Below are 13,821 nucleotides of genomic sequence, written 5' to 3' on the forward strand. Positions count from 1 at the left end.
GGGGCCATCATGCCGCGGGTGCATTGACCAGGCGATACACCGCCTCGACCACGTCGCCGACGGTGCGCACCGCTTTGAACTCCTCGGCGGCGAGTTTCTTGCCGGTTTTGCGCTTGATGTGGTCGATCAGGTCGACGGCGTCGATGCTGTCGATTTCCAGGTCCTGATAGAGGTTGGCTTCCAGCACGACCTGCTCGGGTTCCAGCTCGAACAGCTCCACCAGGGCGGCGCGCAGGGTGCTGAAAATTTCGTCACGGTTTTGCATGCTCGTTCTCTCTTACGCGGCTTTCTGGGCGGTCACGAAGACTGCGAGGCTGGCGACGTTGGCAAAGTGCTTGCGGGTGTCCTTGGCGTCGGCGTCGATCTTGAAGCCGAAGCGCTTCTGAATCGCCAGGCCCAGCTCCAGGGCGTCGACCGAGTCGAGGCCCAGGCCCTCGCCGAACAAGGGCATCTCGGCGTCGATGTCATCGGGGCCGATATCTTCCAGACCCAGGGCCTCGATGATCAGGTTTTTAATCTCAAGCTGCAGATCGCTCATCTTTGGCGAGCTCCTTAATAAAGTGCTGGTGCAAATGTTCGTTGAGCTTGCGCGAGGCGACGGGCGCGGGGCCCAGGGCGGCAAACTGTTGCGGGTCGATATGCTCGCCGACGCGCAGGCGGAAGTGGAAGCGCCGCACGGGAATGCTGTACCAGGGCTCGGCCTTGGTCAGGGTGGTGGGGCTCACGCTGATCACCACCGGGGTGACGATGCGTGCGCCGCGCAGGGCGATGGCGGCGGCGCCGCGATGGAATTGTGGCGCCTGCCCCGGCGTGGTGCGGGTGCCCTCGGGAAAGACGATCAGGGTCTGGCCTTGGCGTAGGGCGCCGGCGGCTTCGTCGAGCATGTCCATGCTGCCGCTGTTGCTGATGTACTGCGCCGCGCGGATCGGCCCGCGCATGCTGGGATTGTCCCACAGGCTCTGCTTGACCACGCAGTTGGCGTCGCGGATGAAGGCGATCAGCACCACCACGTCGATCAGCGAAGGGTGGTTGGCGATCACCAGTTGCCCAGGCTGGCCCAGGCGCTCGATTCCTTCCACTTCGTAGGTGAGCACGCCGCTGCGGAACATGAACTGGACGAATAGGTGGAAAGTCCGGCTGACCACGGCGCGGGCGCGGGTGCGGCGGGCCCTGGCGTCGCCCGGCAGCAGGGCGAGCAAGGGGAAAACCAGCACACGCAGCAGTACGCCGCCAATGCCGAACAGGGCGAAGCTCAAGGCCGTGGCCAGCAACCGCCAGTAGTAGTGGCCGTCGCGATTGTTCAAAGGTTGCGTTGCCAAGTCCATGTGCGGGTTTTCCAATGATGCTGGCAGAGGGGGTGATTGCTGAGCAGGCTGCGCAGCAGGTCCAGGGCATGGGGCCATTCGGCCGCCGCCGCGCGCGCGCTATTCTCGCTGAGACTCAGTTGCCAGTCTGTGCCGGGCGTCAGTAGCAGACCAACGGCATAGGGGAACGGCACATCGTCGATCCAGGGCGCATAGGTCGCGGGCGGTAGATCCTCGGCGACCACCACCAGCACTGCCGGGGCACCTTCCGTCAGCAGCATGCCGGCTTCGAGTATCGCGTGCTCCAGACCATCGCCTTCGGCGGCCAGGGCGGTCATCTCACTGGTGTCGCCACGCAGGATCGACCACTGGCCGATGATTGCGTTGTGTACCGAGAGGCTGAATTGCGTCGGTGACAGCGGCGCGTACGCGGCCAGGTCGCTGAGCAGGGCGAACGTGCGGTTGGTTTCGCCGTGTCGCGAGGCGAACACCAAGGGCACGTGCGCCTGCTCCGCGCTCGCGGCTTGTTCCGCCAGCGGCCAGCCGACGCTGAAGGCCATGCGGGCCAGGCGGCTGAGACGACGGCGTTGCAGGGGGGGGAGAAAGGCGACGTCCGGTTGCGCTGCGCTCGGGGCGGGTCGCCAGGGTTGCCGGTTCCAGGCTTGCCAGTCTTGGGGGCTCTCCAGTCCGGGAGCCCAGGCGCGCCATTGGGAAATACTGAAATGCATCGGGCTGAGAGCTCTTTTCGGCCCCTGTGGGCATCCATGTCGACGAGGGCGATTCCTTAGCGACAAAAGCCTTGTCGATAGCGCCATAGCAAAGCGCCGGCATTATCCCGCCCCGGCGGAGCTCAGGCAAATGCTGGTTGCATTATCTCGGGCGCTACGCGGAGCTGTCGATGGCGGCAAAACGCCGCATCTTGCTGGTTAACTGGGCAAATGTGCGGTGAGTGTGGCGGTATTTGTCTGGAATAACCGCGCCGCTGGTCACTGCTCGACTATCTGCCTCGCCCTTGTCACGCGCTTTGCATAGAATCCCTAGCTATTGGAGTGGCTCAGGGAGGTGCGGTATGCGACGTGTAGTGTTCAATCAGAAAGGCGGGGTGGGTAAATCCAGTATCGCCTGCAACCTGGCGGCGGTGAGTGCCTCGGAGGGTTATCGCACGTTGCTGATCGACCTCGATTCGCAGGCCAACTCGACGCAGTACCTCACCGGCCTGACCGGTGACGATATCCCCATGGGTATTGCCGACTTCTTCAAGCAGACCCTGGCCGCCGGGCCTTTTGCCAAGAAGGGCAAGGTCGATATCTACGAGACGCCGTTCGACAACCTGCACGTGGTCACCGCCACCGCCGAGTTGGCCGACCTGCAACCCAAGCTCGAAGCCAAACACAAGATCAACAAGCTGCGAAAGCTGCTCGATGAACTGGCTGAGGATTACGACCGGATCTACCTGGATACCCCGCCGGCACTGAACTTCTACACGGTTTCCGCGCTGATCGCCGCCGATCGTGTGCTTATCCCCTTCGACTGCGACAGTTTCTCCCGGCAGGCGCTGTATGGCCTGCTGGCCGAGATCGAAGAGCTGAAGGAAGACCACAACGAAGGGCTGGAAGTCGAGGGCATAGTCGTCAATCAGTTCCAGTCACGGGCAACGCTGCCGCAGCAATTGCTGGATGAGCTGATTGCCGAGAACCTGCCGGTATTGCCGGTGTACCTGGCCAGTTCGGTGAAGATGCGCGAATCGCACCAGGTGTCCACGCCGCTGATCTTCTTCGAACCACGGCACAAGCTGACCCAGCAGTTCGTTGAACTACACCGCTTGCTGGACAGCACGGTTTAGCCGGTTACCACGCGCAAAGCTGCCTTTGGCCTCCTTGCGCGTGGGTGGGTTGCCGAACTAGCGCACGACGAAAATATCGCACGGCGCCTTGTGCAGGAAATGCTGGGCCAGGCTGCCGAGCAGCGCCTGTGACAATGCGCTACGGCCGTGGCTGCCAAGCACCAGCAGCTCGCTGCGACGGGTTCGCAGCTGCTCTTGCAGGCAGCGCAAGATGCCGCCCTGCTGCACCGAGTGGCTGAGTGTCGGGCCGCCGGCTGGGAGGTTTTGCGCTTCGTCATGCAGCAACTGGTCGATCAGTGCCTGCTGGATCTGCAATTGCGCTTCGACTTGTTTTGGCGTGCCCTTGGCCGGTTCGAATACGTGTAGGGCGTGCAGCTCGGCCGTTGCTGGCAGCAGGTTGTAGCCCTGCGCCAGAGCGCTGCAGGCGCACAGCGAAAAGTCGATGGCCGACAGTGCGTGTTGATAAGGCTGGAACTCGTTGCGCGCCACCAGCAGCAGCGGCACGGGGCAGTGGCGGGCAATGCGATCCAGGCTGGTGCCGGAGAAAAAATCATGCCGTTGATGGTGGCCGCCAAGCACCAGCAGGTCGCAATCCAACTCCTGTAACTGCTGCAACACCACCTCCGATGGCTTGCCGCTGAGCAGGCGCAACGCGCTGTCAGGCGGCGCATATTGGGTCAGGCTGCGGTCCAGGGCTTGGTGGGCCTGGTCATGTTGCTGGCTGCTCTGGCTCGGGTCGAGCACATGCAGGATGGTCAGTTTGGCGTCGTGCTGGCGCGCCAACTGCGTCGCGCGGCACAGGGCCATGTCGGCGGTGTCGCGCAGGTCGTGGGCAATGAGGATGTGTTTGAACATGAGACGGCTCTCCTGCCGATGCGTGTCGGCAATTTATTGTGTCTCATTGCTTAGCTGGTGTTTTGACCTATGGCAAGGTCAGGCGTCAGTGGACGCGTAATTGATACAGGCCACGGCTCTCCGCCACCACCTCGCCGCTGTCGTCGGTCAGCTGCAATTCTAGCAGGTATTCGGCTTTGCCCAGGCTCGCCGCTTCGTTTTGCAGGCGTTCGATCTCCTGCGCACTCAGGCGCGCCTCGACCCGGATATCGCCGGTGGCCGGGCGGCGGAAACGCAGGTTCATTTCCTTGACGATCGGGTAGAAGCGGCTGGCGTCGAAGCTGGTGATAAACAATGCGCCGCCGGGGATTTCCGCCAGGGTGAAGAGGGCGCCGGCGTACAGGGTGCCGATATGGTTCTCGTTGCCCGCCAAGGGCATGCACAGGCGCACGAAACCCGGTTCGAGCACCTCGGCCTTGAGGTTGCTGCGTTTGACGAAGGCGATCTTTTCTTCGGTGAACTGGCGAGCGATTTCAGCGGGGAACGGCATGGCGTCTTCCTTCTTGTTGGCTGTCTACCAGCCTAGCCGTTACCCACCCGGCGGCAATGACCGTGGCGCTCGCCGCGGCTGACCGAAATGCTCAGATGCCATGGCCCTTCAGCCAGGCCAGCAGTTGCGCCAGCGGTAAAGCGCCGCTCTGGCGGGCCAGTTCGCGACCGTTCTTGAATAGGATCAGGCTGGGGATCGAGCGAATGCCCAGCTGTGCCGACAGCTGTTGGTGGGCTTCGCTGTCGAGCTTGGCCAGGCGGCAGCGCCCGAGCAGCTGGCCGGCAGCTTGTTGGAAGGTCGGCGCAAACGCCTGACAGGGGCCGCACCAACTGGCCCAGACATCCACCAGCAATGGCAGGTCGCCCTTGATCTGGCTGGCGTAGCTGCCGGGGGTCAGGTCGAAGGGGGTGGCGCTCAGCACGGCGTCTTTGCAACGTCCACAACGCGGCGTATCGCCGAGGCGTTCGGCGGGGATGCGGTTGAGACCGTTGCAGTGCAGGCAGGGGATCAGCAGGGGGGCGGACATGACAGGCTCCAGGGCGGGCGGTATGCCTGCTAGCTGGAGCCGAGCAGGGCAGATATCAAGCCCGCGGCAAGCCGCCCTCAGGCCAGGGCGGTGTAAATGTTGTAGGCGCTGAGCAGGGTGATCAAGCTGCCGATGATGGCCAGCAGGGTTTTGGCATGCAGCTTTTTGCACAGCAGCGCGGCAAACGGCGCGGCGAACAACCCGCCGAATACCAGCCCGGCAACCAGCAGCCAGGTGCTTGGCTGGCCGGCCAGCAGGATGAAGGAGGTGGCGCTGGCGATGGTCAGGAAGAACTCGGCGAAGTTGACCGAGCCGATGGTGGTGCGCGGGTCGCTGCCGGAACCGAGCAGCGTGGTGGTCACCACCGGGCCCCAGCCACCGCCGCCGGCGGCGTCGACGAAGCCGCCGAACAACGCCAGCTTGGCAATGTGCTCGGGCTGCTTGCTGTGCACCACATGCCGATAGGCCTTGCTCAGGATGTACAGGCCCATGATCAGCAGATAGGCGGAGATGAATGGTTTCAGCACCTTGCCGTCGAACTGGGTAATGACCACCGCGCCCAGTACCGCGCCGATAATGCCGGGGATCAGCAGGCGCAGAAACAGGGACTTGTTGACGTTGCCCAGCTTGACGTGGGAGATGCCCGACAAGCCGGTGGTGAAGACTTCGGCGATATGCACGCTGGCACTGGCCGCGGCAGGCGAGGCGCCGGCGCCCAAGAGAAAGGTCGTGGCGGTGATGCCATAGGCCATGCCGAGTGCGCCATCGATGGCCTGGGCGAAAAAGCCGACGGCCACGGCGCTCCAGAACAGCGGGCTGTTCAGCGCCCCTTCGATGATCTCCAGGCCGGTGCTTTCATGGTCGCCGAAGAACAGGCGCCAGGCCAGGAACAGCAACAGGCTGATCAGGATGGCAATCGCCAGCCACATGGCCGCCCGCAGGATGGGGTGGTTGGCGGGGTGCGAAACATAATCTTCGACTGGCGGTAAACCCAATGCTTCGTGTTCATTGTTGATTGGGTTCTGGGTGAAGTCGAGGTCGCGGATTTTCATCTACAGCTAGCCTGAGCGTGAGTAAGTCGGGCGGTTAGCCGCGCGGTGGCGCCAAGATAGTGGCCTTTGCTTAGAGAGTCTAAGAATCATTGCGCAGGGTTATATGCTTTTAAGTTATTGATGGGCACTGTACCGCCCGCCGTGTAGCCGCCTGTGTCTGGTGACGCTTGCACTCAGGGGGTTAGGCTCGGGGTCTGACTGCGAAAGGACAAAGCGATGCGTACTCTGGGTGTGCTGGGCGGGATGAGCTGGGAGTCGACGGCGACTTACTACCGGGCCTTGAATCAGGGCGTGCGTGAGCGGCTGGGCGGCCTGCATTCGGCGCCGTTGCTGCTGCATTCGCTGGATTTCGCCGAGATCGCGGCCCTGCAGAAAGCCGGTGATTGGGACGCTGCCGGCGAGTGCCTGGCCCGTGCCGCCAAGGGTTTGCAGCGTGCCGGTGCGACGGCGCTGCTGCTGGCGACCAACACCATGCACAAGGTCGCGCCGGCGATCGAAGCCGCGCTGAGCATTCCGCTGCTGCATATCGGCGACGCAGTGGGCCAGGCGCTGCAAGCAGGCGGCGTGCAACGCGCCGCTCTGCTCGGCACACGCTTCACCATGCAGGAGGCCTTCTACCGCGAGCGCTTGAGCGAACGCTTCGGGATTCTGGTGCAGGTGCCGGAGGCGTCGGAGCAGGCCGAGATCGATCGGGTGATCTTTCAGGAACTCTGCTGTGGGCAATTCAATGCGCCGGCGCGCAGTTTTTACCTGGAGACCCTGGAGCGTTTGCGGGCCGAAGGCGCCGAGGCGGCGATTCTCGGCTGCACGGAAATTGGCCTGCTACTGGAGGGCTGCGCGTCCCCCCTGCCCTTGCTCGATAGCACGCAGGTGCATGTGGCGATGGGCTTGGAGTGGCTATTGGAAGACCGCTAGGCGGCGGGCCATGTTCGCGAGCGAGTCGCCGGCATGGCCCGCTCCTGCGAGCCGGCCAGCATCAAGACGAACAGCTGATCTCCAGGTGCTTGCCCCATTCCGGTGGGCGCTCGGCGTACCGTTCCATGCCCGGCTGCTCGTCGAAGGGTTTGCTGAGCAGCGCATGCAAGCGCCGCACTTCGCTGTAGTCGCCTTGCTCGGCGGCGTCGATGGCCTGCTGCGCCAGGTAATTGCGCAGGATGTAGCGCGGGTTGACCGCGTGCATGCGCCGTTGCCGCTCAGTCTGGGTGACGCCTTCCCCCGTGCTGCGCGCCTGATAGTCGGCGGCCCAGGCATCGAACCCGGCGAGGTCGATGAACTCTTCCCGCAGGCGCTGCAGCGCCTCGCGTGGGGCGCTGTCGCCGAGCTCGCGGAAGAACCGCGTGTAGTCCACCGGGCTGCTCTGCATCAATTGCAACAGGCGTTCGATCAGCGCGGCGTCCCGCTCATCGGCCTGGCTCAAGCCCAGGCGACGGCGCATCAGGTCGAGGTAGTGGGCCTGGTACAGCGGTAGGAACAGGTTCAACGTCTCGCGCAGGGCTTCGACGCTGATGAAGGGTGTCAGCGCCTGGGCCAGCGCACTGAGGTTCCAGTGGGCGATCGGCACCTGGTTGCTGAAGGAGTAGCGGCCGCTGTCATCGGAATGGTTGCAGATGAAGTTGGCGTCGAAATCGTCGAGAAAGGCATAGGGGCCGTAATCGAAGGTGATGCCGAGGATCGACATGTTGTCGGTGTTCATCACCCCGTGGCAGAAACCATAGGCTTGCCAGTAGGCGATCAGTTCGGCATTGCGCTCGAGCACCTCGCGGAAGAAGGCCAGATAGGGTTCGGGTTGCTCCAGGCAGGCGGGGAAATGGCAGCGCAGGACGTGTTCGCCGAGCTGTTTAAGTTGTTCCGGCTGCTTGGTGTAATAGAAATACTCGAAGTGGCCAAAACGCACGTGGCTCGGCGCCAGGCGCAGCAGCATGGCCGCGCGCTCCTGCTTCTCGCGCCAGACCGGTGTGTCCGAAGCCGTCACGCAGAGCGCCCGGCTGCTGGGGATGCCCAGCGCGTGCAGGGCCTCGGAGGCGAGGAATTCGCGGATCGACGAGCGCAGCACGGCGCGGCCATCACCCATGCGCGAGTAGGGCGTCTGCCCGGCGCCCTTGAGGTGCAGGTCCCAGTGCTCGCCGGCGTCGTTCAGCACCTCGCCGAGCAACAGGCCGCGGCCATCGCCCAGGCGCGGGTTGTAGGAGCCGAACTGATGCCCGGAATAGACCATCGCCCGCGACTCGGCGTTTTCCCAGAGCTTGTGGCCGCTGAAGAGTTCGGCGAACACCGGCTCCTCGGCCTGTGCCGGGTCGAGGTCGAGCAGGGCCAGCGCGGCCGTGCTGGCGACCACCAGGCGGGGCTCGGCGATGGGTTCGGGCAGCACTTCGGTGGAGAACGCATCGCCCAGGCGGGCGAAGCGGTTGTCGAAGACGAGTTCGTCGAGGCTTTTCATACGTTCCGTTTTAACATGTCGCGGGCTGGCCGGGGAGGCGGCAGCCCGCTGTTTCAGACCCTGGCCGGCGCCTCGGGGAGCGCGCTGGTCTCGGTCGCCGCGCTGATCTGCTGCTCCTGGCCGTGGCGGTTGCTGATGAATACGTCCATCTGCGGCGTGGTACTGGGGTTGATGTCGTTGTCGCGGAACAGCTGGTCGATACGCCGGTTGAGCTCATCGGTGGCCAGGCCGCGGTCGCCCAGTTCGCGCACGTAGATCTTCAACTCATGGTCCAGGGTCGAGGCGCCGTAAGCGGTCAGTTGCACGGTCGGTGCGGGGTCGCGCAGCACTCGCGAGTTTTCCTGGGTCGCCTGCAGCATCAGCTTGCGCACCAGTTCCAGATCGGAGCCGCGAACGACGTTGTAGGTCAGCACGATGCGGGTGATGGTGTCGGTCAGCGTCCAGTTGATCAACTGGCTGGTGAGAATCGTCTGGTTCGGCACGATCACCGCTTTGCGGTCGCCATCGGTGATGTGCGTGGCGCGGATGTGGATGCGGTTGACGGTGCCGGTGACGGTGCCGATGGTGACCAGGTCGCCGATGCGCACCGGGCGCTCGAACAGCAGGATGATCCCGGAAATGAAGTTGGCGAAGATCGCCTGCATGCCGAAACCGATACCGACCGAGAGCGCCGCCACCAGCCATTGCAGTTTGTCCCAGCTGACCCCGAGGGTCGACAGCGTGCTGACGATACCGATGCCGGCTATCGCGTAGGACAGCAGGGTGGTGGTGGCATAGGCGCTGCCTTGCGCCAGTTGCAGGCGTGACAGCACCAGCACTTCCAGCAGGCCCGGCAGGTTGCTGCTCAGGGCGACGGTGAGGCCGACGATGATCAGCGCGCCGAGTACGTCCAGCAGGCTGATCGGCACCTGGGTGGCGGTGGCACCGGTGCCGCTGGAATATTGGTAGAGGGTGACGTCGTCGAGGTAGGCGACCACGCTGATCAGGTCGGCCCAGACCCAGTACAGGCAGGCGATGAAGCCGGCGAGCAGGGCCAGGCGGATCAGCCGCAGCGACTGCTGGTTGACCTGTTCGATATCCAGGGCCGGCTCCTCGACCGAGACTTCATCGCCGTCGGCATTTTCCTTCGCCTGCGCCTGGCGTTTGGTTTGCGCGCGGGTATAGGCCAGGCGCCGTGCGGCGACGGACAGGCCGCGAACGAAGGCCGCTTCGATCATCAGGCAGATGATCAGCAGGTACAGGGTGTCGATCAGGCGGTCGGTGAGTTTCAGCGCGGTGTAGTAGTAACCGAAGCCGACGGCGACCATCAGGACGGCCGGCAGCAGGGTGAACGCCGCGCCGATCAGCAGGCGGAAGGGCGAGGCGTGTTCGCGCATCGGTTCGGCCAGCAGCAGTTTGCCCAGCAGCCAGGTCATCAGGCCGAAGCCGGTGAGCACGATGAAGATGCCGATGACGTCCTCGGCCAGAGCGGCCGGTTGCTGTTCGGCGACCGTCACCACGGCCACCAGCGCCATCACCACCAGGCCGAGGTAGCGGATCTGCTTGCTGAGGAAGGCGACCTGCGGCCGCGCCCAGCGAAAATGCAACTCGGCCACGCCGCCCGGGGCAAGAATGCGGTACAGGGTGTAGAACACCAGCCAGGCCTGAGCCATTTCCAGCAGCGCGCCACCGAGCGCGGCGTTCTGCCCGCGTGCGTCGATGCGCAGCGCGAAGCCGCAGAGGCCGAGGAACAATGCCCCCGGCAGGGCCAGGAGCACGTTGAGCAGTAACGCCAGCGGCGTGTGCAATTGGCTGTCGCGTTTGTAGTGGCCGATGTCTTGGTGCAGTTCTTTGAGCTTGTCGTAGATGAAGTGGCGTCGCCAGAGCAGCACACCGATCAGCAGCAGCAACGGAACGAACAGCCAGGGGCGGTCGCCCAGCCCTTCGGCGAGTTCCTTGAGGCCGGAGCCCCAGGGCACGTCGGCCAGTTGTTTTTCCAGGAAACGCGGTGCCAGCCTGAGCCAGGAGAGGTCCAGCGGTTTGTTGCTGGGAATCCAGAACATCTGCTCTTCGAGGGTTGCCTGCAGGGCCTTGGCGGTACTCTGCAACTGCTTCTGGTTCAGTTGCAGGGTGATGGATTCGTTGAGTAACGCATTCAGTTCACGGCTCAGGCGATCGAGCAGCTCGCTGCGGGTGGTGGCCAGCTCCACCAGGGTCTTGCGCAGCTCCGGGGTGACCTGTTCGGCGGGTTGGCTGGCCAGCAGGCTGTCGACATAGCTCTGTGGATTGCTGGTCTTTTCCCGTTCCTGGTTGAGCTCGAACTGGTACAGGCGGATATCGGCGATCTCGTTGGCCAGCTCCTTGTTCATCGCCAGGTGCGGCAGCGCCTGCTTCTGCTGGTAGAGGATCTTCGCCAGCAGCAGGCTGCCCTTGAGCACATTGATCTGCTCATCAAGCGCCTGGTCGGCCTGGATCAGGGTGTCCAGTTGCTGTTTGGTCTGCAGGTTCTCCCGGGTCAGGTCGTTGAGCCGGTCCGTGGCCCGCAGTAGGTAGTCGGAGAGTTTGAGGTTGCGGGCGCTTTCGCTGGCCAGGACGCTGTCGGAGCCAGCCTTCTGTGCCTCCTTCGACAGCTCGACGACGGTCTTTTCCGATTGTGCGCGGCGCTTCTCGTTGATCAGTGATTGCAGGTCGCTGCTTTCTTGCTCCACGCGGGCGATGCGCTCGATGAGCAGGTCACGCTGGCTGTTGCCAAGGTCTTGCAGCAGGTTGCTGCCGGCCAGCTCTTTACGGCGCAGCAAGGTTTGCGCGTTCAATGCGCTGAGTTCGGCGTTGAGCAGGTCGCGCTGTTCCGGGGTCAGCGGCTTGCCTTTGTCTTTGCCACTTTTGAGGAGATTGTTGATCTCCTGGGTGCGGGTCTGGTTGCTGCTGATTTCCGCCTGCGCACGCTCGGGGCGGGTCTGGGCGGTAATGATCTGGCTGTTGGCCTCGGCGAGCGCTTTTTGCCAGTCGCCCAGTTGGGTGCTGCGGTCGGTCAGCTGTTGCTCGAGTTGCGGTATTGGAGTGTTGGCGTAACGCTGCGCGATAGGTATTGGCGCGCTGGCGTCGAGCTTGGCCAGTTCACGCTGGGCATCGCTGGTCAGTCGCGGCGCTTCGGCGAGCTTCTGCTTGAGGTCGTTCAGGCGTTGCTCGCTATCGGTTTTGGCGCTGAGAAACTCCAAGGTCCTTTCGAGGGTCTGCTTGACGGCCAGCTGTTCGGCTTCGGGCAGCTTGCGCGCGCTGAGGTTGTCCAGAGCGCTTTGCACGGCACCGCTGGTGGGCGGCTCGGCAGCCTGCAGAGGGAGAATGCTCAGGCATAGGCCGAGCAGGCTGGCAGTAAACAGAGTACGTAAAAATGGCATGGTCGCTGATCGCGGGGCTCGAGAAGTGCTGCAGTTTAGAGGAGCAGGCCTGGCCCTGGGCGGCTGCCTTCGGGGAATTTGACGCCGACTTTGCGGATCTTGTTCCCTTCCATCGCCGCGACCGTCCAGGTCAGGGCGTTCCACTCGACCTGATCGCCGACTACCGGTTCGCCGCCGATCTCGTTGGCGATAAAGCGGCTGAGCGGCAGGTTACCGTCGATATCGCCGAGTTTCAGCCCGTAAAGGGCCGCAACCGCGCGCAGTTCGGCATCGCCTTCGAGAACGAAATCGCCGAAGAAGCGCAGGTCGAGGCCACGTTTCGGTGCCTGGCTGAACAGCTTGCCGAGTGCCGGCAGGTCATGTTCGTGGCCGACCACGCAGAGCATGTCGCCGGCTTGCAGGGTGGTACTGCCGGACGGGTGGAGCAGTTCCTTGCCGCGAAACAGCGCGGCGATGCGCGTGCCTTCTGGCATCTTCAGCTCGCGCAGCGGCGCCCCGATGCACCATTTTTCCGCACCGAGGCGGTAGATGAACAGCTCCCACTGGCTGGTCGGGTGTACTTCCAGGCCCGCGCGGGAGATCGGTGCGGGCTCCGGCGGCACCGTCACCCGCAGCCACTTGGCCACCCACGGCAAGCTGGTGCCCTGCACGACCAGCGAGACCAGGACGATAAAGAAGGCCAGGTTGAAGTACAGTTGCGCGTGCTCCAGGCCGGCCATCAGCGGGAACACCGCGAGAATGATCGGTACCGCGCCGCGCAGGCCGACCCAGGCGATAAAAACCTTCTCGCGGTCGTGGAAGGCGCGGAACGGCAACAGGCCGACCAGCACCGACAGCGGCCGGGCGAAGAGGATCATCCACAGCGCCAGGGCCAGGGCAGGCAGGGCGATCGGCAGCAGGTCGTGCGGGGTCACCAGCAGGCCGAGCACCAGGAACATGCCGATTTGCGCCATCCAGGCCAGGCCGTCGAGCATGTGCAGGATGCTGTGGCGTGAGCGGATCGCCTTGTTGCCCAGCACCAGGCCACACAGGTAGACGGCGAGGATGCCACTGCCGTGCAGGAAGTTGGTCAGGGCGAACACCAGCAGGCCGGCGCTGACCACCAGCAGCGGGTAGAGGCCGTGGGCCAGGTGGATGCGGTTGATCAGTTGCAGCACCAGCCAGCCGCCGCCGAGGCCGAGCACGGCACCGATGCCGAACTCGCTGAGCAGGTGGCCGAGCAGGCTGAGGCCGAACTCGTTCTGGCCCTTGTAGAGCATGTCGATCAGGGTCACGGTGAGGAACACCGCCATCGGGTCGTTGCTGCCGGACTCGATCTCCAGGGTGGCGTTGACCCGTTCGTTCAGGCCCTTGCCGCCGAGCAGGGAGAAGACCGCGGCGGCGTCGGTGGAGCCGACGATGGCGCCGATCAGCAGGCCCTGCATCAGGCTGAGGTCGAACAGCCAGGCGGCAGCCATGCCGGTCAGCCCGGTGGTGATCAGCACGCCGACCGTGGCCATCGACAAGGCCGGCCAGAGCGCCACGCGAAAGCTCGAAACCCGCGTGCGCAGGCCGCCGTCGAGCAGGATCACGGCCAAGGCCAGGTTGCCGACCAGGTAGGCCAGTGGGTAATTGTTGAAGCCGATGCCGCCGGGGCCATCGACCCCGGCTAGCATGCCGACGCCCAGGATGATCACCAGGATCGGGATGCCCAGGCGCGAGGACAGCGAGCTCACCAGAATACTTGCCCCGACCAGCAGCGCGCCGATCAGGAACAGGTTATTGATGGCGGTTGCATCCAAGGAGGGCTCCAGAGCGTAACGGCAAGGCGGAATGAGGAGTGGGCATGCAGTACGCATGCCAGCCGATTCTAACCTGCGCCTTGAGCACCCTGTCAAAAAAACGCCCCGCACAAGGCG

The 13,821-nt window shown here is 64.0% G+C and carries 13 protein-coding genes; 2 read left to right on the forward strand and 11 right to left on the reverse strand.

Going from position 1 to position 13,821, the window contains the following annotated elements; all coding sequences use genetic code 11:
• Positions 1–7: 7 nt before the first annotated feature.
• Genes AC3IYG_RS02320 through AC3IYG_RS02335 form a run of 4 tightly spaced genes read right to left on the reverse strand, consistent with a single transcriptional unit; the run spans position 8 to position 2,032 of the window.
• Complete coding sequence (locus AC3IYG_RS02320) at positions 8–265, reverse strand: acyl carrier protein (RefSeq protein WP_489312110.1); 258 nt, start codon at positions 263–265, stop codon at positions 8–10.
• A 12-nt stretch (positions 266–277) separates the two neighbouring features.
• Positions 278–538, reverse strand: a complete 261-nt coding sequence (locus AC3IYG_RS02325; protein WP_489312111.1) for a phosphopantetheine-binding protein — start codon at positions 536–538, stop codon at positions 278–280.
• Positions 519–1,325, reverse strand: coding sequence for a lysophospholipid acyltransferase family protein (locus AC3IYG_RS02330; RefSeq protein ID WP_489312112.1), 807 nt, complete (start codon positions 1,323–1,325; stop codon positions 519–521). The genes AC3IYG_RS02325 and AC3IYG_RS02330 overlap by 20 nt, the downstream gene beginning before the upstream one ends.
• Complete coding sequence (locus AC3IYG_RS02335) at positions 1,301–2,032, reverse strand: beta-ketoacyl synthase chain length factor (protein ID WP_489312113.1); 732 nt, start codon at positions 2,030–2,032, stop codon at positions 1,301–1,303. Before AC3IYG_RS02335 ends, AC3IYG_RS02330 begins: the two co-directional genes overlap by 25 nt.
• A 341-nt stretch (positions 2,033–2,373) precedes the next feature.
• Between AC3IYG_RS02335 and AC3IYG_RS02340 the strand changes: the two genes are divergently transcribed.
• A complete protein-coding gene (locus tag AC3IYG_RS02340) occupies positions 2,374–3,147 on the forward strand; it encodes a ParA family protein (protein ID WP_489312114.1) in 774 nt (257 codons plus the stop codon).
• 57 nt (positions 3,148–3,204) lie between these two features.
• Here the strand turns inward: AC3IYG_RS02340 and AC3IYG_RS02345 are convergent, their stop codons facing one another.
• The 4 genes from AC3IYG_RS02345 to AC3IYG_RS02360 all read right to left on the reverse strand — a co-directional run bounded on the left by AC3IYG_RS02345 (position 3,205) and on the right by AC3IYG_RS02360 (position 6,109).
• Positions 3,205–4,002: a universal stress protein gene (locus AC3IYG_RS02345; RefSeq protein WP_489312115.1), complete on the reverse strand. Its 798-nt coding sequence runs from the start codon at positions 4,000–4,002 to the stop codon at positions 3,205–3,207.
• A gap of 85 nt (positions 4,003–4,087) precedes the next feature.
• Positions 4,088–4,531, reverse strand: a complete 444-nt coding sequence (locus tag AC3IYG_RS02350; protein WP_489312116.1) for a YiiD C-terminal domain-containing protein — start codon at positions 4,529–4,531, stop codon at positions 4,088–4,090.
• Positions 4,532–4,622: 91 nt separating this feature from the next.
• Complete coding sequence (trxC, locus tag AC3IYG_RS02355; RefSeq protein WP_489312117.1) at positions 4,623–5,057, reverse strand: thioredoxin TrxC; 435 nt, start codon at positions 5,055–5,057, stop codon at positions 4,623–4,625.
• Between the two features lie 77 nt (positions 5,058–5,134).
• Entirely contained in the window at positions 5,135–6,109 is a 975-nt protein-coding gene (locus AC3IYG_RS02360; RefSeq protein ID WP_489312118.1) for a sulfite exporter TauE/SafE family protein, read from the reverse strand.
• Positions 6,110–6,325: 216 nt separating this feature from the next.
• Between AC3IYG_RS02360 and AC3IYG_RS02365 the strand changes: the two genes are divergently transcribed.
• Complete coding sequence (locus tag AC3IYG_RS02365) at positions 6,326–7,024, forward strand: aspartate/glutamate racemase family protein (protein WP_489312119.1); 699 nt, start codon at positions 6,326–6,328, stop codon at positions 7,022–7,024.
• Positions 7,025–7,085: 61 nt separating this feature from the next.
• On the opposite strand, the gene selO is transcribed toward AC3IYG_RS02365, so the two are convergent.
• The 3 genes from selO to AC3IYG_RS02380 are packed head-to-tail and all read right to left on the reverse strand — an operon-like array spanning position 7,086 to position 13,704.
• Positions 7,086–8,546: a protein adenylyltransferase SelO gene (gene selO / locus AC3IYG_RS02370; RefSeq protein ID WP_489312120.1), complete on the reverse strand. Its 1,461-nt coding sequence runs from the start codon at positions 8,544–8,546 to the stop codon at positions 7,086–7,088.
• Between the two features lie 53 nt (positions 8,547–8,599).
• A complete protein-coding gene (gene mscK, locus AC3IYG_RS02375; protein WP_489312121.1) occupies positions 8,600–11,923 on the reverse strand; it encodes a mechanosensitive channel MscK in 3,324 nt (1,107 codons plus the stop codon).
• A gap of 35 nt (positions 11,924–11,958) precedes the next feature.
• Positions 11,959–13,704, reverse strand: coding sequence for a potassium/proton antiporter (locus AC3IYG_RS02380; RefSeq protein WP_489312122.1), 1,746 nt, complete (start codon positions 13,702–13,704; stop codon positions 11,959–11,961).
• Positions 13,705–13,821 lie beyond the last annotated feature (117 nt).

This window comes from Pseudomonas sp. KH_027 (assembly GCF_057838565.1).